Source organism: Miltoncostaea marina (assembly GCF_018141525.1).
In the GTDB taxonomy this organism is placed as follows: domain Bacteria; phylum Actinomycetota; class Thermoleophilia; order Miltoncostaeales; family Miltoncostaeaceae; genus Miltoncostaea; species Miltoncostaea marina.
The window spans coordinates 2,529,873-2,549,456 of sequence record NZ_CP064655.1 but is presented as its reverse complement, the minus strand read 5'-3'; the positions used below and the strand labels follow the sequence as shown (position 1 = coordinate 2,549,456).

Sequence of the window (19,584 nt, the reverse complement as noted above, 5' to 3'; positions counted from 1 at the left end):
CGGGGGCGGCGGCACCCGGCGATGATGCCCGAGGCCGCCATACTCCGCCCATGGGGCCCGACTACCTGCGGCGCATCCTCACCGCCCGCGTCTACGAGGTGGCGCGCGAGACCGAGCTCAGCGAGGCGCCGGGCCTGTCGGCGCGCCTGGGACGCCGGGTGCTGCTGAAGCGCGAGGACGCCCAGCCGGTGTTCTCGTTCAAGCTGCGCGGCGCCTACAACCACATGGCCAACCTCGGCGCCGCCGCCCGCGCCCGCGGGGTGGTGACCGCGTCGGCCGGCAACCACGCGCAGGGCGTGGCGCTGGCGGCGGCGCGCCTGGGCTGCCCCGCGGTCATCGTGATGCCGGTCACCACGCCGGCGGTGAAGGTCGACGCGGTGCGCGCCTTCGGGGGCCGGCACGCGGAGGTGGTGCAGGTGGGCGACTCGTACTCGGACGCCCAGCAGCACGCCGACGCGCTCGCCGCGGAGCGCGGCCTGGCCTTCGTGCACCCCTTCGACGACCCGGACGTGATCGCCGGGCAGGGCACGATCGCGATGGAGATCCTGCGCCAGCACCCCGGCCCGATCGACGCGATCTTCGTGGCGGTGGGCGGCGGCGGGCTCGCGGGCGGCGTCGCCGCCTACGTGAAGGCGCTGCGCCCCGAGGTGCGGGTCGTGGGCGTGCAGACCGAGGACTCGGACGCAATGGCCCGGTCGCTGGAGGCCGGCGAGCGGGTCACGCTCGGCGACGTGGGCCTGTTCTCGGACGGCACCGCGGTCAGGCGGGTGGGCGAGGAGACGTTCCGGCTGTGCCGCGAGCACGTCGACGCGATGGTGCGCGTGGACATCGACGCCGTGTGCGCCGCGATCAAGGACGTCTACGCCGACACCCGCAGCGTGCTCGAGCCGGCCGGCGCCCTGCCGGTGGCCGGCCTGAAGGCGTGGGCGGGTGACGGGCCGGGCGCGCTGATCGCCGTGACCGGCGGCGCCAACATGAACTTCGACCGCCTGCGCGTGGTGGCCGAGCGGGCCCAGGTGGGCGAGGCGCGCGAGGCGGTGTTCGCCGTCACCGTGCCCGAGGAGCGCGGCGCCTTCCTGCGCTTCTGCGCCAACCTCGGCGGCCACTCGGTGACCGAGTTCAACTACCGCATGGCCGATGGCCGCAGCGCCCACCTGTTCGTGGGCCTGCAGATCAGCGGCCGCGACGACGCCACCCGCATGGCGGAACGCCTGCGCGGCCAGGGCTTCCCCACGCTCGACCTGACCGACGACGAGCTCGCCAAGCAGCACCTGCGCCACACGATCGGCGGGCGGTCGGCCCGCGCGCGCGACGAGCTGCTGTACCGGTTCGAGTTCCCCGAGCGCCCGGGTGCGCTGCTGCGGTTCCTCTCCGCGCTGAGCCCGGCGTGGAACGTGTCGCTGTTCCACTACCGCTACGAGGGCGCCGGCTACGGGCACGTGCTGGTGGGCATCCAGGTGCCGCCCGCCGACATGGACGACTTCCGCGCCTTCCTCGCCACCCTCGGGTACCCGTACCGCGACGAGACCGGCAACCCGGCCTACCACCTGTTCCTGCGCGGCTGATGGCGCACGAGGAGCTGCGCCTCGCCGACGCGGGGGCCATCCCCAACTCGCCGCTGCCGGTGATCGTGCACCGCGGCGTGCCGGAGGCGCGCTCGGCCGGGGGGTGCGCCGCCATGCTCGCCCGCCACGGCTGGCGCGGCGCCTGGGCGGACGGCGTCCATCCGTTCCATCACTTCCATTCCACCGCCCACGAGGTGCTCGGCGTGGTGGCCGGGGCCGCGACCCTGCTGCTGGGCGGGCCGGCCGGCCGGGTCGTCGAGGTGGCGCGGGGCGACGTGCTGGTGCTGCCGGCCGGCACCGGCCACTGCAACGCCGGCGCGAGCGCCGACCTGCTCGTGGTGGGCGCCTACGCCGGCGGCATGGGGTGGGACCTGCGCCGCGGCGACCCCGCCGAGCGCGACGAGGTGCTGGCGAACGTCGCGGCGGTGCCGCTGCCCGGCCTCGACCCGGTGGGCGGGGCCGCCGGCCCGCTGCCGGCGGCGTGGCGGTCGCCCGGGTGACGGACCGCTTCGACGGGTGGATCGCCGGCGTCGGCACGGCGTCGGGCCTGCGCGCCGTGGTGGGCCGCTGGCCGCGGTCGCCGCTCGGGCCCTTCGCCGACGTGATGGTGGAGCGGGCGGACGGGCACCGCCTGTTGCTGGCCCCCTCGGAGCGGGTCGCCGGGTACGTGGCGGCGACGTACCGGTTCGACGAGGTGCGGATCGTGCCGGTCACGGTGGCGGTCGACGGGGCGTGGTGGCGGGTCGACGCCGGGCCGCTCGACCTGCGCTTCCTCGTGGGAGGGCGCACCGCCCTCGGGGTCCTGCTGCGAACGGTGCCGCCGTCGCTCGCCACCCGCGCCGGGTGGATCCGCGCCGCGGGACCGGCCGCCCGGCTGGCGCTGCCGGGCGTGCGGACCCACGGCACGGCGGGGGGCGGGCGCCGCGAGTTCTACGGCGCGCTCGACCTGCGCCGCATCGCGGCGGCCGGGGTGCGCTGGGAGGGGGCGGACCAGGGCGCGCTGGCGCCCGTCGACCCGCCGGTGCGCTTCGGCTTCGGCTCCACGCCGGCGGCGCCGTCGCTGGTCCGCATCGTCACCCTCGTGCGCGGCGCGCCGCCATTTCGTCCTCCCGTTCACAAGCGGATACGGCGATGACCGCTGGTATCGTCGGCGGCGACCTACGAAGGATCGGCGGTCGAGGGGAGGCCTGGCGCCCACGGTGCACACGGAGGACCCGCGGGCGCTGGGCGACGCGATCTGGGACTGCTGGATGGAGGAGCTGGCCCGGCTGAAGCGCGTCCTCGCCGCGATCGACGATCCGGCCGAGCGCGCGCTCGCCGGGGTGGTGCTGCGGCCCCGTCTGCGCGGGGCGCCCCCGCTGGTGACCGGCGGCCCCACCCCGCTGCTCGGGCGCATGCCGGAGCGCGACCGCGCGGTGCTCGCCGAGAACTACCGCCAGATGCTCGACACGACCTTCGGGGACCTCTACCCGGAGCCGCCCTCGGACGGGCTCTTCGAGCGCCTCGGCGGGCCCGACCCGGCGGGCTGGCGCCCCGACGCCCACGCCCTGCTCGGCTGGCTGTCGGCGCGGCTGCCGCCGGCCGAGGAGCTGCCGGTCGTGCGGGCGCGCGGCGGCCTGCTGGGCCTGGGGCGCCGGGTGCGGGTGGCGGAGTGCCGGGGGTGGCGCCTGCCGGGTGGCGGGGGCGCCTGCGCCGGGGTCGGCCCGGCAGGCGATTACGCGCTGGAGGACGGGACCCGCGTGCGGCTGGGCGGGGCGCGCGAGCTGGACGTGGCGGCCTCGCGCGAGCCGCTGGACGTCGAGGACATGGAGCGTCTCGCCGTGGCCGCGGCGATGGGCTGGGTGGACGCGGTCTGAGGCGCCGGCGCGGGAGGCGCTCCCCGCGCCGGCGCCGCGCCCCTACTGGCAGGCCTCGCAGTCCGGCCCCGCGTCGACCGGGCAGGCCGGCGCGGCCTCCGGGCGCGCGGCCACGGTGCTCTTGTCGATGCCCGAGGCGCCCAGGGTGCGGAGGTAGTAGGTCGTCTTGAGCCCGGCGTGCCAGGCCCGCCGGTACATGTGGCTCATCGCCCTCATGTCCGGGGCGCCGAGGAACAGGTTGAGCGACTGCGACTGGTCGATCCACTTCGCCCGGCGGGCGGCGGCGTCGATGAGCCAGGCCGGGTCGATGTCGAACGCGGTCGGGTACCGGTCGCGGATCTCCTGCGGGATGCCCTCGACCTCGCGCAGGTCGCCATCGAAGTACTTGATCTCGTCGGCGACGCGCTCGCTCCACGCGCCGGCCGCCTTCAGGTCGCGCACCAGGAACGGGTTGAGGACCGTGAAGTCGCCGGACAGGTTCGACTTGGCGAACAGGTTCCGGTAGAGCGGCTCGACGCACGGCGACGTGCCCATGATGTTGGCGATCGTGGCCGTGGGCGCGATCGCGAGCACGTTGGAGTTGCGCATGCCCTGCCGGGCGATCCGCTCGCGCAGCGGCCCCCAGTCCATGCGGCCGCCGCGGGGCGCGTCCACCGGGAGCCCGCGCTCGGCCTCCAGAAGGTCGAGCGTGTCCTGCGGCAGGATCCCGCGGTCCCACTTCGAGCCCTCGTACGACGGATAGCGGCCCCGCTCGGCGGCCAGGTCGCTCGACGCCTCGTAGGCGTAGAAGGCGATCGCCTCCATCATCTCGTCGCTGAACTCGACGGCCTCGGGCGAGGCGAACGGCGCCCCCCTGCGGTAGAGGGCGTACTGGAGGCCCATCACGCCGAGCCCCACCGGGCGGTGGCGCGCGTTCGCCCTCGCCGCCGCCTCGGTCGGGTGGAAGTTGACGTCGATCACGTCGTCGAGCGCCCGCACGGCCACCCGGACCGTCTCGCGCAGCCGCGCGTGGTCGATGCGGCCCTCCGCGTCGAGGTGGCGGTCGATGACGATCGAGCCCAGGTTGCAGACCGCGGTCTCCTCGTCGCTCGTGTTGAGCGTGATCTCGGTGCAGAGGTTGCTGCTGTGCACCACGCCCGCGTGGTCCTGCGGGCTGCGCACGTTGCACGGGTCCTTGAACGTGATCCATGGGTGACCGGTCTCGAAGAGCATCCTCAGCATGGCCTTCCAGAGCTCGATCGCCGGGATCGTCTCGCCGTGGATGCGCCCCTCGGCGGCCATCGCCTCGTATCGGGCGTAGCGCTCCTCGAAGGCGCGCCCGTGCAGGTCGTGCAGGTCGGGGACGTCCGACGAGCGGAAGAGCGTCCACCCTTCGCGCGCCTCGACCCGCTTCATGAAGAGGTCGGGGATCCAACAGGCGGTGTTCATGTCGTGCGTGCGCCGGCGCTCGTCGCCGGTGCCGCGGCGCAGCTCGAGGAAGTCGCGGATGTCGTTGTGCCACACCTCGAGGTAGGCGCACCCCGAGCCCGCCCGCTTGCCGCCCTGGTTCACGGCCACGAGCTGATCGTTGTGGAGCTTCAGGAACGGCACGACGCCCTGGCTCTCGCCGTCGGTGCCCCGGATGTGCGAGCCCGTGCCGCGCACGCGCGTCCACGAGCCGCCCAGGCCGCCCGCCCACTTCGAGCACATCGCGTTCTCGGCGATGCCCCGCCGCATGATCGACTCGAGCGAGTCGTCGACGACGTAGAGGTAGCAGGACGAGAGCTGGGGGTGCTGCGTGCCGGCGTTGAACAGCGTCGGCGTCGACGAGCAGAAGCGCCGCTCCTTGTAGGCGCCGTAGAGGTCGAGCACGCGCCGCTCGCGGTCCTCGCGCTCGGCCAGGCAGACGCCCATCGCCACGCGCATCCAGAACACCTGCGGCGCCTCGATCCGCACGGGGGTGGGGCCGGTCTTGTCGGTGACGAGGTAGCGGTCGTAGAGCGTCTGGACGCCGAGGAACTGGGCGTCGAGGTCGGCCGTCGGGTCGATGGCGGCGGCGAGCCGGTCGAGGTCGTAGCCGAGCAGCGCCGGGTCGATGCGGCCGATCGCGACGCCGCGCTCGAGCGCCGCCCGCAGCCCGCGCCGGTGGGCCTCGCGTAGGCCGCCGACGCCGTCGCGGAGGATGTCCCAGCCGAGCGTCTCCTCGTAGACGTAGGTCAGCAGGATGCGGCCGGCGAAGGACGAGAACTCGGCGTCGCGCTCGACGAGCGCCTTCGCGTTGAGCACGACCACACGGCCGATCTCGTCGCGCCGCACGCCCGGCCGGATCGAGCGCCGCAGCTCGGCCTCGATGCGCACCGCGTCGAGCGTCAGGTCGAGGCCGATCGACGCGAAGCGGATGCGCTCGCGCAGATCCTCCCCGTCCCAGGTCCCCGCCCGTCCGTCCGCCTCGACGACGGCGATGTCGCCGGCCGGCTCCGGCGCGCCCGCCGCCTGCCGGGCCCGCAGCACGGCCCGCTCGGCGCGGTAGAGGATGTAGCGCTCGGCCACCCGCATGTGGCCCTCGAGCACCAGCTCCTCCTGCACGATGTCCTGGACGTCCTCGATGTGGACGTAGGACGAGCCCCGCGCGATCGCCCGCTCGGTGACGCGCGCGGCCACGCGCGACGCCGGAGCCGGGTCGGCTCCGAGCGACAGGAACGCCCGGCGCACCGCCGCCTCGATCTTGGCCGTCCGCCAGGCCACCACGTGGCCGGACCGGCGGATGAGGCGCACGCCGCCCGCGGCCGGCGCGGCGCCGGACGACGACATCGCGCGGCGCATCACGAGCGCCTTGGCCGCCGCCGGCCGGCCCACGCGGATGAAGGCGGCCTCGACGAGCGCCGAGAGGTCGTGCAGCGACACCTCGCCGCCGGGCGCCGACCCGGCCAGCCGGCCGAGCGCGTCGGCCACGGCGGCGCGCACGGCGTCCCGGGCGTCGCCGCCGTCCGCCTCGCCGCGCGCGGCCGCGGCGACGGCGACCGCCTCGGCGGCCATCCGCGCGACGAGCTCGGCGGCCCCCCGCCCGGCGCCGGGCGCGTCGCGCACCACGGCGTCGATCCCGGCGGTGGGCAGCCCCTCCAGCGCGGCGGCCGGATCCAGCGGCGCGAGCTCGTCTGCGCCGAGCGCGGCCGCGCGCTTCAGCTCGAGGTCCTCGAAGAGCTCCCGGACGTCGATCATCGGCGCGCTCACAGCTCGTCGTCCCCGACCAGCGCGAGCGAGGACGCCCGCCGGTACTCGGTGACCCGCCCCTCGAAGAAGTTCTGCTCCTTGCGCACGTCCATCAGCTCGGCGAGCCAGGGCAGGGGATTCGGTGCGCCCGGGTTCAGCGGCTCGAGGCCGCAGCCGGCGAGGCGCCGGTCGGCGACGTGGTCGATGTAGCCCTCGAACTCCTCGCGCGACAGCCCCACGGCCTCGACCGGCAGGCAGTCGGCGATGAAGCGCTTCTCGAGGGCGACGGCCTCGGCCATGAGCCCGCGCAGCTCGGCACGGTAGGCGGCGGTCCACAGCTCGGGGTTCTCGGCCGCGATCTCGAGCAGCAGGCGGCGGAACAGCTCGATGTGGTTCGACTCGTCGCGCAGGGTGTAGCGGAACATCGTGCCGATGCCGGGCAGCTTCCCCTGACGGTACAGCGACAGGATCATCCCGAAGAGGCCGTAGAACTGCGTGCCCTCCATGCACTGGCCGAACACGAACACGTTGGTGGCGAGCAGCCGGCGGGCCTCGGGGTCGTCCATGTCCAGGTCGCGGCGGAGCGCCGCCGAGATGCCGGTGACCCAGGCGTTCTTGGCGGCGATCGACGGCACGTCGTCGAACATGGCCTCGCACTCGTGCGGGTCGATCCCCAGCGAGGAGATCATGTACAGCAGCGAGTCGGCGTGGATGTTCTCCTCGTGCGCATGGCGGCCCAGCACGAGCTTCAGCTCCGAGGCGGTGACCAGCTCGCGGACCACGTGGATGACGTTGTCGCCCACGATCCCCTCGGCGGCCGAGAAGTAGCCGACGCCCATCCGCACGATCCAGCGGTCGATGTCCGACAGCGCGCCGTCGGAGCGCCACTGCTCGACGTCCCGGCCCATCGGGACGTCCTCGGGCTCCCAGTGGTTGGCCTTCATCGTGCGGTACAGCTCGTACGCCCACCCGTAGCGGAGCGGGAGCAGGTTGAACGTCATGGTCCTGCGGCCGCCGACCACCCGCTTGGCGGCGAGCGCGGCTTCGGCGCGGCCCCGGTCCAGCACGAACGTGCGCGGACCGACGACATACGTGTTCTTCACAGCGGTGCCCTTCCTCCGAGAGCATGACCGGTCGCGCGGAAGGGTCGACCGGGCTCGTCCATCCGCGGGGCGGAGGCATCACCGTTGCGGGACAGCGCCGGGATCGCACCGGACTTCGCTCGCATTCCACGCCCCCCTCATCGGGGGTGGGGGAACCCTAGAGAGGCCCCCGGACGGCCGCGCCCGGGGGCCTCTCTGGTCAGGCCCGCGCGGCCGTCCGCCGCCGGGCCGCTGCGGCCACCATGCCGGCGAGCGCCTCCCGCGCCTCCTCCCAGCGGCGGGTCTTCAGGCCGCAGTCGGGATTGACCCAGAGGCGGTCGCGGCCGATACGGGCCTCCGCGCGCTCCAGGAGCGCCTCGATCTCGTCGCGGGAGGGCACCCGCGGGGAGTGGATGTCGTAGACGCCCGGTCCCACGTCGCCCGGGTGGTCCACCTCGGCGAACGCGTCGAGCACCTCCATCGCCGAGCGCGAGGCCTCGATCGAGACCACGTCGGCGTCGAGTCGCGCGACGTGCTCCATGATCCCGTTGAACTCCGAGTAGCACATGTGCGTGTGCACCTGGGTCTCCGGGCGCAGCGGGGCGGTGGTGAGGCGGAAGCAGTCGACCGCCCACCGCAGGTAGTCGTCCTGCTCGGCGGCGCGCAGGGGCAGGCCCTCGCGCAGGGCGGCCTCGTCCACCTGGATGACCGCCGCGCCGGCCGCCTCGAGGTCGCGCGCCTCGTCCTGCACGGCGAGGGCGATCTGACGGCACGTCTCGGCGCGCGGCTGGTCGTCGCGCACGAACGACCACTGCAGGATCGTGACCGGACCCGTCAGCATCCCCTTCACCGGGCGCGCGGTGAGCGACTGGGCGAACCGCCACCAGTCCACGGTCATGGGCGCCGGCCGCGAGACGTCGCCGTAGAGGATCGGCGGCTTGACGCACCGGCTGCCGTAGGACTGCACCCATCCGTGGTCGGAGAAGGCGAAGCCGCCCATCTGCGCTCCGAAGTACTCGACCATGTCGCCGCGCTCGGGCTCCCCGTGCACCAGCACGTCGAGCCCGAGCTCCTCCTGGGCGGCCACGACCTCCGCCACCCGCTCGCGCAGGAAGGCCTCGTACCTCGCGGGGTCGAGGCGCCCCGCGCGCAGATCGCGCCGGGCGGCGCGGATCTCGTCGGTCTGGGGGAACGAGCCGATCGTCGTGGTCGGCAGCTCCGGCAGCCGCAGCCGCGCGCGCTGCACCGCGCGGCGGCGCTCGAGCGTCGCCGGCCGGTCGTGGTCGGCGACCCCGACGGCGGCGGCCCGCGCCCGCACCCCGGGATCGTTGGCGCGCGGCGATGCGCGGCGCGCCGCGCATCGCGCCCGCGAGGGCTCGAGCAGCGCGTCCCTGCCGTCCGGCGCCGCGACGGCCCGCGCCAGCGTCGCCAGCTCGTCCATGCGCTCGGCGGCGAAGGCGAGCCAGTCGCGCACCTCGGGCGGGATGGCGCGCTCGCGCGCCGCCTCCCAGGGCACGTGCATCAGCGAGCACGATGTCGCGATCGTGACCCGGTCGTCGCCGACCGCCGCGACCGCGGCGTCGATCGGGGCGAGGGCCCGGTCGAGATCGGCCGCCCACACGTTGCGACCGTCGAGGACCCCGAGCGACACCCGCGTCCCGCCGTCCGCGAGCGCGGCGAGGGCCGGCTCGAGCGCGCCGGGGCCCCGCACCAGGTCGAGGTGCAGCTCGGCCACCCCCGCCTCCGCCAGGCGGCGGACGGTCTCCGCGTCGGGCTGGGCGAAGTAGGTCGTCAGGCAGACGGGCGCGACGCCGGCGAGCGCCGCCACGGCCGCCGCGGCGGCGTCGCGCTCCTCGTCGGCGACGTCGAGCGCCAGGCACGGTTCGTCGATCTGCACCTCGCTGGCGCCCGCGTCGGCGAGGGCGGCGAGCAGCTCCGCGTAGACCGGCGTGAGCGCGGCGAGCGCGTCGAGCGGCCGGCGCAGCCCCTTCGCGAGCCGCACGAAGCTGTACGGCCCGAGCAGCACCGGCCGCACCGCCACGCCGAGGGCGCGTGCCTGATCGATCTGGGCGACCCAATGGTCCGGGCGGGCGCGGAAGCGCTGCCCGTCGGCGAGCTCGGGGACGAGGTAGTGGTAGTTGGTGTCGAACCACTTGGTCATCTCCAGCGGCCGCGCCCCGGGGCCGCCCCGGGCCATCGCGAAGCGCACGTCCAGGCCGCCGGCGCCGGGGCCGCCGAAGCGCTCCGGGATGGCGTCGAGCGCCATCGCGACGTCGAGGACGTGGTCGTAGAGGCTGTGGTCAGCGGGAATCACGTCGATCCCGGCCGAGGCGGCCCTGCGCCAGGACGCCGCGCGCAGCGCGGCGGCGGTCTCCTGCAGCTCGGGCTCGGCGATGCGGCCGGCCCAGTACGACTCCAGGGCGAACTTGAGCTCGCGGTCGGGCCCCATGCGGGGGAGCCCGAGAACGGCGGTGCGTGCCATGTGGCCTACTCCGTGTCATGCGGCGGCCCGTGACGCGGGACCGCGATGGGCGATGCGCCGCGAGGCGGCGCGGAGGCGACAGGTCTTCGGGCTCGGATGCGATCGAGACGGCCGCCTTCCCAGGCGCTCGGGCCCAGTGGCGCTCCAGCCATCCCGCACATCCCCACCGCTGCGCGTCAGCTCCGGATTCTGAACCGGATTCCCTGGCCCCGGCATGCGGGGCGCGATCGACTCCGGGGACACCATACCCCGGGGCGGCTCAGGGGCCGGGGCGCAGCCGTGTGGTGTCGAGCGCGACGAGCAGGGCTCCCGACGTGCGCCCCAGGCGGGTGCCGGCGCCGAGCGCACGCGACCGCCGCAGCAGCGCCCGCGCCGCCGCGCGGCGCTCGCGATAGATCTCGACCCAGGCCCGGTTGAAGGCCACGAGCTGGTCGCGCGGGTGATCGGCGACGAGCGCCGCCAGGCGCCCGGCGCCACGGGCGAGCGCCTCCTGGCCCTCGTGGCCGTCCACGACGGCGAGCCCCACCCGGGGCGCGAGCGCGCCGGGTGCGATTGCGAACGCGGACCGGTACGCGCTCGCCGCGCTCCCGGCGTCGCCGAGCGTCTGCATCACCGCGCCGAGCTCGACGAGGCGGTCGGGGTCGCGCGTGCGCGCGGCGCGCGCGCGAAGCTCCCCGGCCTGGGCGGCCGGATCGAGGCCCGCGACGCCGGGCGGCAGGGGGCGGTCGAGCACCATGGCGAACGGGGGCAGCGTGCCGACCGGCCGCTCGCCCGTGCCGCCCGCCACAGCGTCCGGGACGGCCGGCTGCGCCGCGTCGCGCGCCCCTGCGGCGACCGGCGCGTCGAGCGCCCGCGCCGTCAGCAGCGCGGCCCCCACGACGGCGACCCACACCGCCGCGACGGCCGCGAGGTGGCGCGGCGACGGGCGGCGACGGCGCCGCGGCGCCGTCGCCCCGGGGCCGGCCCTCACCCGCCCACGTCCGCGCCGGCGCGTCTGATACAACCGGCGCCCGGACCCCCCGCGCGCCGGCGCGCGCATCGCGAGGAGGTGTGTGTGGACGACGGCGACATCGACCTCCGGGCCCTCGGCGAGCGCCTGCGAGCGCTGCGTGCCGACCGCGGCGCGTCACTCGGGGAGATGGCGCAGGAGACCGGGCTGTCGAGCTCGTTCCTGTCGCTCGTGGAGAACGGCCGCAGCGACATCAGCACCGGCCGCCTCCTGCGGGTGGCGAGGTTCCTCGGGGTGGGGATCGCCGAGCTGCTCGAGGAGGAGCCGCCCGGCCTGACGGTGGTGCGGGCGCAGGACCGGCGGCCGGCGGAGGCGTACGCCGGCGGCCTCAGCGTGGTGCCGCTCGTCGACGGCGCCGAGGCGGCCAGCATGGCCGCCACGGTCTGCGAGTACGACGTCGGCGCGCACGTGGCGGACCTGCCCGCGATGGAGGGCGCCGAGCACTTCGTGTTCGTGACGGACGGCCGGATCGAGATCGCCCTGGCCCAGGGCGGGCCGGTGGCGCTCGGGGCGGGCGACTCCGCGTACATCCGCTCGCTCGCCGCCGGCAGCGTCCGCAACCTGGCCGACCGGCGCTCCGTCGCCGTCTGGGTGTCCAGCCCGCCGGTGACGGCGCGGGCCCGGGCGACGCTGCTGCCCGGGCCCGCCACCGGCTAGCGGAACTTCAGGGTCCGCGAGGTGCCGGCCGCCATGCCCTTGGCCGGGAGCACCGTGACCCGGTAGGAGCCGGCCTTCGTCACCGTGACCTTCGCCCGGCCGTTGGCCGCGATGCGGACGTTGCGGGCGACCGTCCAGCGGAAGGTGTTGGTGTTGAGCCGCTCGAGCCGCGCCCTGCCGGCCCGGGCGGGCGTCACCTTGATCTTCAGCACCTTCTTGGCCCGCGTCACGACGACCTTGGGGGCGACCGGGACGGCGAGGGTGGGGCTCACCTCCGCGCCGATCCGCGCCCGCAGCTGGGCGCTGGCCGTGAGGGCGGGCGTCCGCAGGCGGTACGTCGCGTCGCCGGCCAGCGCGCCGGCCGCCACCTGGGTCCACGCCCCGCGCGTGAGCGACTCGAGCGCCACCGGGGTCCCGGGCGCCATGCCGGGGGCCGTGCCGCGCACCGTCGCCGCCTTGCCCGCCGCGACCGACTTCGGCCCCTGCAGGGTCAGCGACGACACCACCAGGCTGCCGCGCATGTAGGTGTGGAAGGTGCAGTGGTAGGTGAAGGTGCCGCTCGCCGCGGGCGCGGTGATGGTGAACTTCGCCTTGGCGTCCATCGTGCCCGAGTCGAACGCGCCGGCGTCGGCGGTCACCGTGTGGGGCTGCACCCCGGTGTTCGTCCACGTGACCTGCTGACCCGGCGCCACGACCATCTCGGCCGGCCGGTAGCCGGCGTCGTTGATGGTCACCTCGTGCCCGGTGGACCCGCCGCCCGGGTGCGTCATCTGGCCGGCGATGGGGCCGGCGGCGGCGAGCGCCGCCGCGGCCACGATCGTTCCGGCGACTGCTGTGCGTGTGGTCATCTGGTCACCTTGTAGAGGCCGATCATTCCGTTCATCTGGTGGGACTCGACGTGGCAGTGGTAGTACCACGTGCCCGGCGCGTCCTCCCTCCAGCGCATCCTGAAGGAGCCGCCGGGGCCGATCTCCTGGTTGTCGATGGGCACGCCCGCGTGGTTCAGCCAGCGGTGCCCGTGCGTGTGGAACGTGTGGAACAGCTCGCCCATGGAGATGACGTTCCACTCCACGGTCTCGCCGACCCTGGCCTGGAACGTCGGCGTGTTGCCGATGAAGGCCCGGCCGTTGATCGTGTTGAAGCCCTTGTGCTCGGCGAACGCCACCACGAAGCGGCGGTCCGGCGGCTTCTCGTTCTTGCGGTAGACCGCGACGACGCCGTAGAGCCCCTGGGGGATGCTCTCGTGCATGCTCGACGAGTGGTCGTGGTACGGCCACGCGCCGTGGCTCTGCGGCCCCGCCGTGAGCTTGTAGGTGAACGACTTGCCGACCGGCACGTTGCCGCCGCGCCCGCTGATCTGCGGGATGTAGGCGCCGTCGCTGCCGGGGGCGTACGAGAACGCGTGGAAGTGCATCGAGTGCGGCAGCTTGTGCACCCGGTCCTCGTTCTTGAAGTGCACGTGGATCGTGTCGCCGACGCGGGCCTCGATGACCGGGCCGGGGACCCCGTCGTTGTCGCCGGCCACCGCGCGGTTGGGCAGGGGCTTCTTCCACCCCGGCGTGTACGCGCGGTAGACCACGGCGTCGAGCTGCCGCTCGACCGGGTCGACCCGCCGCGCCGTGAGCACGTCCTGGCCGTTCGGCGCGACGTCCCACTTCACGTTGACGGCCTTGATCCAGTAGTGGCGGATCCGCGTGCCGTTCGTCGCCATGGAGGTGAACTGCTGCGGGGGCGGGGTCGCGGCGGGCGCGAACGCCTCCTTGCGGGCCGCGTCGAGCGCGGCCGGGTCGGCGGGCGTGAAGGTCATCGGCGAGTGCTGCTCGTGCAGCGTCGCCGCCGCGGCCGGCTCGACCGCGCCGCCGCTCGTCTGGCCGACGAGCGGGGCGGCGGCCGCCACGGCGGCCGCCGTGGCGATGCCCGCGACGACCGCCGCGCGGCGCGTCATCGGGCGCGTCGCGCCGTGGCGTGGCGCGGGGCGGCGGGGCGGGGGCGGGCTGCGCCGGGCGCGGCGGGCCCGCATGGACGTGTGCGTGTGCTGGTCAGGGGCATGGCTCCGGGACCTGTTGGTTCGACATTGGTGCGCGGACGCCGGGGCCCCCGCGGTTCGTCACGGATGTGACGTGCTGCCGGGGATCATTGGGAGGCGCCGTGCGAGCGTCAAGAGGCGGCCGCCCGAAAAACTGGCGGCGGGGCGCGCGCGAACCCCATGGCGACGCGGTTCTCGCCGCGGGCCGGGGGCGGGGGCGGCGCAACGATCGGGCAAACCCGAACGATCGCGGGACGCGCGGCGCAACGCGCCTCGGCCCCGCGGTCGACCGCCCTACGGCCCCCCGATCCCCCGCTCGCCGAACGATCGGAGAAACCCGAATGTTGTGCGGAAGTTAAGGGATCCGTCCAAGAAAGTGGCCGCGAGCCGTTGTCCGGCGCCACAGCCGCGGGGTAGCGTCACCGCGCAGTTCGTGCAGTTGCGTACAAACGGGAGGGGGTGCCGTGTATCGGAGATGGGCCACGCTGGCCGCAGCCGTAGGGCTGGCGGCCGGAGGAGTGGCGTTGGCGGTGGCAGCGACCGACGGGTCGCCCGGGCAACGGGCACCTGAGCGGCCGGCCGCCGACCAATCGGCCACGCAGCGGGCGAAGGCCAAGCCGAAGGCCCCCGCCGTCGACTACATCGAGGGGACGGTCACCTCGGGCCGCAACCGGCCCGAGGCCGGCGTGTGGGTGATCGCCACGGGCAAGCCCGGCAACAAGCTCATGCGCAAGATCGTGGTGACCGACCGCAAGGGCCGGTTCGTGCTGCCGGAGATGCCGAAGGGCAAGTGGCAGGTCTGGGTGCGCGGCTACGGCCTGCAGGACTCCGGCAAGACCCCGGCCCGGCCGGGCGCCACGCTGGCGCTGAAGGTCAAGAAGGCGTCGTCGCGGGTCCAGGCCGCGCAGGTCTACCCGGCCAACTACTGGCTCTCGATGCTCAACCTGCCGACGAACGTCGCCACCCCGGCCGGGATGAGCGGCTTCAAGCTCGGCTGCATGCTGTGCCACCAGATCGGCATCAAGGCGACCCGCCTGCCGACGCGCGAGGCGTTCGACCACGGCACGAAGAAGGCCGGCACGATGTACGCGACGAGCGTCGGGCTGGGCCGCGAGGCGCTGCTCGACTCGCTCGCCGACTGGGGCGGCCGCATCGCCAAGGGCGAGGTGCCGAAGAGCGCCCCGGCGCGCCCGAAGGGGCTCGAGCGCAACATCGTCATCACCCAGTGGAACTGGGGCGACAAGTGGGCCTACGCCCACGACGAGATCTCGACCGACAAGAACAACCCGCGCCGCAACGCCGACGGCAAGGTGTGGGGCGTGGACATCGGCAACGACCGGCTGCTGTGGGTCGATCCCACGACCAACAAGGCCGGCGAGATCAAGGTGCCGACCCGCAACGGGTTCAACACCTCGTGGTGTGAGGCGACGAGCGGCCCCGGCGCCGCGCCCGGCTCCGGCGGGTTCCAGACCCTCGGCTGCCCGGCGAAGGCCGCCGGCGGCGTGAGCGCCTACGAGGGCAAGTACCACAACCCCGCGAACCCCCACAACCCGATGATGGACGCCAAGGGCAACGTCTGGATGACGACCCAGATCCGTCGCGAGTGGGCGCAGGACCTGCCGGCGTGGTGCAACAGCCCGCAGTACGGCCAGGCCCGAGGCGGCCACCGCCAGCTGGGCTACTACGACCCGAAGGCGAAGAAGTTCAACCTGATCGACACCTGCTTCGGCACGCACCACCTCCAGTTCGACAAGAACGGGGTGCTGTGGACGAGCGGTGACTCGCGCGTGTTCGGCTGGTTCGACCCGAAGAAGTACGACCCGAACCGCCCGGAGACCGAGGCGCAGGCCCAGGGCTGGGCCGAGGTCAAGGTCGACGGGAACGGCGACGGCGTCGCCGACACCCCGCTGGTGGGCTTCAACTACGGCGTCGTCCCGAACCACGTGGACGGCAGCGTGTGGTCCGCGCAGCCGAGCACCCCGGGGCGCATCGTGCGCTACCAGCCGTCCACCAACACGTTCGAGGCCTACACGCCGCCGGTCCCGGGCAAGGGCCCGCGCGGGGTGGACGTGGACTCGAAGGGCATCATCTGGGCGGCCATGGGCGGCTCCGGCCACCTCGGCCGGTTCGACCGCTCCAAGTGCGCCCAGACCTGGGGCACCGGCGCCCAGTGCGCCGAGGGCTGGACCTTCTACAAGCCCCCGGGCCCGATGATGTCGCAGTCCACCCCCGGTGAGGGCACGACCGCCGACCTGCACTACTACCTGTTCGTGGACCGGTTCAACACGTTCGGTATGGGCAAGGACACGGTCATCCTCAACGGCACCAACTCCGACTCGCTGCAGCTCTTCAACCAGAAGACGAAGAAGTGGGTCACCCTGCGGGTGCCGTATCCGCTCAACGCCTACCAGCGCGGGCTCGACGGTCGCATCGACGACCCGAAGGCCGGCTGGAAGGGCCGCGGGCTCTGGTTCAACGACGGCCTGGACCCCGTGATCCACAACGAGGTCCAGCACGGCTGGCTCGGCCACGCGCAGCTGCGGCCGACGCCCACCGCCAAGTAGCACCGCGGGTCCCCCGCCCTCCGGTCATGGAGGGCGGGGGACCGGCGTCACCCCGATCCGTCAGCCGAGGAGGTGCACCCGATGTCGGCCGAGCGGCACCAGCCCGGCACCCGTCCCGACCGCGGACGGGAGGCGGCGGCGCTGATCGTGGCGCTGCACTCGCTGGCCGAGGACGTCCGCCGGGCGGAGCTCGCCCGCGCGCAGGGATGCTGGGCCGGGCTCGGCCCGCGTGACCGCCGCCGCCTCGAGATCCTCACCCAGGACCTCGTGGACGCGTTGCTCGACGAGCCGACCGCCCGCCTGCGGGCGGGCGACTGCGTCGAGGACGCCCGGTGGCTGTTCGGCCTCGAGGCGCGGGAGGAGGACGGGCGCCGGCCGGCGGTCAGCCGCCGGTCGGCGTTCGCCCGTGTCCTCGAGGCGGGGCCACAGGCGATCCCCAGGACGGGGCTCGCCGAGGCCTGACCGTCTCCCGGCCCCGTGCGTGAGCGGGGCCGGGGGGCGCGCCCGCGGCCGCTACCCGAAGTCGCCGGCGGCGCGGCGCAGCGGCAGGATCGCCTCGTGCACGCGCCGCACCGCGTCGTCGGGCAGGCCGTCGAGGCCGAAGCCGGCGTCCACGAGCGCCGCCGCGGCCGCATCGACGGTGCGCCGGCCCAGCGGGGTGATCTCGGCGAGCACGGTGCGCCGGTCGCGCTCGGAGGGCACCCGCCGCACGAGGCCGTCGCGCTCCAGGCGGGTGACGGTGTTGGTGACGCTCGTGGGGTGCACCTGCAGGCGCTCGCCGATCTTGCCCATGGGCAGCGCGCCGGCGCGCGAGAAGTGCAGCAGCGCAAGCGCCTCGAAGCGCGAGAAGGTCAGCCCGTGGGGCGCGAGCGCGGCGTCGATGCGCCCGAGCACGATCTGCTGCGCCCGCGCGATGGACGTGGCCGCCACCATGGCCTCGGGGGCGCCCCAGCCGTGGGCCTCCCAGTTGCGGCGGGCGTCGGCGAGGGGGTCGTGGTCGAGGGTGGCGATGGACCGATGCTAGGCGGCGACCTATGCTTTGTCATCCAACGGTTGGACATCAATGGATCGGGGGCACCCGGTGGGCGAGACGGCTGAACCGACCGACCCGCGGCGGGCCTGGCAGGAGGCCTACGGGCGCTCGCCGCTGCGCGACGTCCCCTTCGAGACCATGTCGGGGGTGCCGGTCGAGCCGGTCTACGGCGACCCGCCGTACCCCGGTCAGTATCCGTACACGCGCGGCGTCTACCCGTCGATGTACCGGTCGCGGCTGTGGACGATGCGCATGTTCGCGGGCTTCGGCAGCGCCGACGACACCAACCGCCGGTTCAAGGAGCTGCTGCGGGCCGGCGGCACCGGCCTGTCGACCGCGTTCGACATGCCCACCCTGCTCGGCGCCGACTCCGACAGCCCCGGAGCGCGCGGCGAGGTGGGGCGGGCGGGCGTGGCCGTCGACACGCTGGTCGACGTGCAGGACCTCTTCGCGGGCATCGACCTGTCTGCGGTCTCGACCTCGATGACGGTCAACGGGCCGGCGGCGATCCTGCTGGCGATGTACGTCGCGGCGGCCGAGGCCTCGGGCGTCGCGCGCCGCGAGCTCGGCGGGACGATCCAGAACGACATCCTCAAGGAGTACCAGGCGCAGAAGGAGTACATCTTCCCGCCGCGCCCGTCCGTGCGGCTGGTGACCGACACCATCGCGTTCACGGCGGCCGAGATGCCGCGCTGGCACCCGGTCTCGATCTCCGGCTACCACATCCGCGAGGCGGGCAGCACGGCCGCCCAGGAGCTCGCCTTCACGCTCGCCAACGGGTTCGCATACGTCGAGGCGGCGACGGCGGCCGGCCTCGACGTCGACGCCTTCGCGCCGCGGCTGTCGTTCTTCTTCAACTGCCACAACGACTTCTTCGAGGAGATCGGCAAGCTGCGCGCCGCGCGGCGCATCTGGGCCCGCTGGATGCGCGAGCGCTACGGCGCCCGCGACGAGCGCAGCCTGCTGTGCCGCTTCCACACCCAGACGGCGGGCGTGTCGCTGACGGCGACCCAGCCCGAGGTGAACATCGCCCGCGTCGCGATCCAGGCCCTGGCCGCCGCGCTGGGCGGCACCCAGAGCCTGCACACGGACGCGTTCGACGAGGCGCTGGCGCTGCCGAGCGACAGGGCGGCGCGCATCGCGCTGCGCACGCAGCAGGTGATCGCCCACGAGACCGGCGTCGCCAACGTGGCCGACCCGCTCGGCGGCTCCGGCTACGTCGAGTGGATGACCGACGAGCTGGAGCGCCAGGCCGAGGAGGTGTTCGACCACCTGCTCGCGACCGGCGGCGGATCGGTGCTCGAGGGCGTCTACGAGGGCATCGAGAGCGGCTGGTTCGTGGGGCGCATCGCCGAGGCCTCCTACGCCTACGAGCGCGACGTCAACGAGGGGCGCCGCATCGTCGTGGGCGTCAACGCCTTCACGGAGGGCAACGAGGACCGGGTGGACGACGTGCTGCGCATCGACCCCGCCGTGGAGGAGTACCAGCTGCAGCGGCTGGCGCGGGTGCGCAGCGCGCGCGACCCGGGCGCGGTGGCGGCCGCGCTGCGGGCGCTCGGCGAGTGCGCCGCCGACCCGGCCCGCAACCTGATGCCGCCGCTCATCGACGCGGTGCGGGCCCACGCCACGGAGGGTGAGATCGTGGGCGCGCTGCAGGCCGTGTTCGGCGGCTACGTCGAGCGGATCGTCGTCTGATGGCCCCCGAGCGGCCCCGCATCGTGCTGGCCAAGCTCGGCTTCGACGGCCACGACCGCGGCCTGAAGGTGGTGGCCCGCACGCTCCGCGACGCCGGCATGGAGGTCGTCTACCTCGGCCTGCGCCAGACGCCCGAGGCCGTCGCGAGCGTGGTGGAGCAGGAGGACGCCGACGCCGTCGGCATCTCGATGCACAACGCGAGCCACTTGACGCTGGCGCCGGCCATGGTGGAGGCCCTGCGCGCGCTGGGCCTGGACGCGCCCGTGGTGGTCGGCGGGATCATCCCCGAGCGCGACGCCGACGAGCTGCGCGCGGCGGGCGTGGCCGCCGTGCTGGGGCCCGGCGCGTCCGCCCGGGAGGTCGTCGAGGCCGTGCGCGGGGCGGTGGCCGCCCGGAGATGACCCGGGCCCGCCGCCGCCCGGGCGG

Annotated in this window: 16 protein-coding genes and 1 riboswitch; of the genes, 9 read left to right on the top strand and 7 right to left on the bottom strand. The window is 74.6% G+C overall.

The genetic code is table 11. From position 1 onward, the window contains the following. The first annotated feature begins 50 nt into the window (after nt 1–50). The 4 genes from ilvA (at nt 51) to ITJ85_RS12875 (ending at nt 3,421) form a co-directional block, all read left to right on the top strand. On the top strand, nt 51–1,565 hold the full coding sequence (gene ilvA, locus ITJ85_RS12890) for a threonine ammonia-lyase, biosynthetic (RefSeq protein WP_217913513.1): 1,515 nt from the start codon (nt 51–53) through the stop codon (nt 1,563–1,565). Further along, complete coding sequence (locus tag ITJ85_RS12885; RefSeq protein ID WP_217913512.1) at nt 1,565–2,065, top strand: hypothetical protein; 501 nt, start codon at nt 1,565–1,567, stop codon at nt 2,063–2,065. Before ilvA ends, ITJ85_RS12885 begins: the two co-directional genes overlap by 1 nt. Next, entirely contained in the window at nt 2,062–2,700 is a 639-nt protein-coding gene (locus ITJ85_RS12880; protein ID WP_217913511.1) for a hypothetical protein, read from the top strand. The genes ITJ85_RS12885 and ITJ85_RS12880 overlap by 4 nt, the downstream gene beginning before the upstream one ends. Nucleotides 2,701–2,764: 64 nt before the next feature. Further along, a complete protein-coding gene (locus ITJ85_RS12875) occupies nt 2,765–3,421 on the top strand; it encodes a hypothetical protein (RefSeq protein WP_217913510.1) in 657 nt (218 codons plus the stop codon). Nucleotides 3,422–3,463: 42 nt separating this feature from the next. Here the strand turns inward: ITJ85_RS12875 and ITJ85_RS12870 are convergent, their stop codons facing one another. The 4 genes from ITJ85_RS12870 to ITJ85_RS12855 all read right to left on the bottom strand — a co-directional run bounded on the left by ITJ85_RS12870 (nt 3,464) and on the right by ITJ85_RS12855 (nt 11,144). Next, a complete protein-coding gene (locus ITJ85_RS12870; RefSeq protein WP_425517118.1) occupies nt 3,464–6,619 on the bottom strand; it encodes a ribonucleoside-diphosphate reductase subunit alpha in 3,156 nt (1,051 codons plus the stop codon). 8 nt (nt 6,620–6,627) lie between these two features. After that, nucleotides 6,628–7,713: a ribonucleotide-diphosphate reductase subunit beta gene (locus ITJ85_RS12865; RefSeq protein WP_217913508.1), complete on the bottom strand. Its 1,086-nt coding sequence runs from the start codon at nt 7,711–7,713 to the stop codon at nt 6,628–6,630. Nucleotides 7,714–7,912: 199 nt separating this feature from the next. Further along, nucleotides 7,913–10,174 carry a 5-methyltetrahydropteroyltriglutamate--homocysteine S-methyltransferase gene (metE, locus tag ITJ85_RS12860; protein ID WP_217913507.1) on the bottom strand — a complete coding sequence of 754 codons (2,262 nt, stop codon included), beginning with the start codon at nt 10,172–10,174 and terminating at the stop codon, nt 7,913–7,915. 60 nt (nt 10,175–10,234) lie between these two features. Then, nucleotides 10,235–10,421: riboswitch (cobalamin riboswitch) on the bottom strand. A 12-nt stretch (nt 10,422–10,433) separates the two neighbouring features. Then, on the bottom strand, nt 10,434–11,144 hold the full coding sequence (locus ITJ85_RS12855) for a hypothetical protein (protein ID WP_217913506.1): 711 nt from the start codon (nt 11,142–11,144) through the stop codon (nt 10,434–10,436). An 84-nt stretch (nt 11,145–11,228) separates the two neighbouring features. Here ITJ85_RS12855 and ITJ85_RS12850 point away from each other — a divergent pair, with 84 nt between their 5' ends. Then, nucleotides 11,229–11,840, top strand: a complete 612-nt coding sequence (locus ITJ85_RS12850; protein WP_217913505.1) for a helix-turn-helix domain-containing protein — start codon at nt 11,229–11,231, stop codon at nt 11,838–11,840. Here ITJ85_RS12850 and ITJ85_RS12845 read toward each other — a convergent pair. Both ITJ85_RS12845 and ITJ85_RS12840 read right to left on the bottom strand, forming a co-directional pair. Further along, the gene (locus ITJ85_RS12845; protein ID WP_217913504.1) at nt 11,837–12,688 is read right to left on the bottom strand and encodes a cupredoxin domain-containing protein; all 852 of its coding nucleotides are present in this window, start codon (nt 12,686–12,688) and stop codon (nt 11,837–11,839) included. The genes ITJ85_RS12850 and ITJ85_RS12845 overlap by 4 nt on opposite strands. After that, nucleotides 12,685–13,785 carry a multicopper oxidase domain-containing protein gene (locus ITJ85_RS12840; protein ID WP_217913503.1) on the bottom strand — a complete coding sequence of 367 codons (1,101 nt, stop codon included), beginning with the start codon at nt 13,783–13,785 and terminating at the stop codon, nt 12,685–12,687. Before ITJ85_RS12840 ends, ITJ85_RS12845 begins: the two co-directional genes overlap by 4 nt. A 611-nt stretch (nt 13,786–14,396) precedes the next feature. On the opposite strand from ITJ85_RS12840, the gene ITJ85_RS12835 reads away from it, so the two are divergent. Beyond that, entirely contained in the window at nt 14,397–16,430 is a 2,034-nt protein-coding gene (locus tag ITJ85_RS12835; RefSeq protein WP_217913502.1) for a hypothetical protein, read from the top strand. An 81-nt stretch (nt 16,431–16,511) separates the two neighbouring features. Further along, nucleotides 16,512–16,892 (top strand): hypothetical protein, encoded by a 381-nt coding sequence (locus tag ITJ85_RS12830; RefSeq protein WP_217913501.1) that lies wholly within the window; start codon nt 16,512–16,514, stop codon nt 16,890–16,892. Between the two features lie 51 nt (nt 16,893–16,943). On the opposite strand, the gene ITJ85_RS12825 is transcribed toward ITJ85_RS12830, so the two are convergent. Further along, nucleotides 16,944–17,363, bottom strand: coding sequence for a MarR family transcriptional regulator (locus tag ITJ85_RS12825; protein WP_343232949.1), 420 nt, complete (start codon nt 17,361–17,363; stop codon nt 16,944–16,946). 130 nt (nt 17,364–17,493) lie between these two features. Here ITJ85_RS12825 and ITJ85_RS12820 point away from each other — a divergent pair, with 130 nt between their 5' ends. Beyond that, entirely contained in the window at nt 17,494–19,158 is a 1,665-nt protein-coding gene (locus tag ITJ85_RS12820; protein ID WP_217913499.1) for an acyl-CoA mutase large subunit family protein, read from the top strand. Further along, a complete protein-coding gene (locus ITJ85_RS12815) occupies nt 19,158–19,559 on the top strand; it encodes a cobalamin B12-binding domain-containing protein (RefSeq protein ID WP_217913498.1) in 402 nt (133 codons plus the stop codon). Before ITJ85_RS12820 ends, ITJ85_RS12815 begins: the two co-directional genes overlap by 1 nt. Nucleotides 19,560–19,584: the final 25 nt, after the last annotated feature.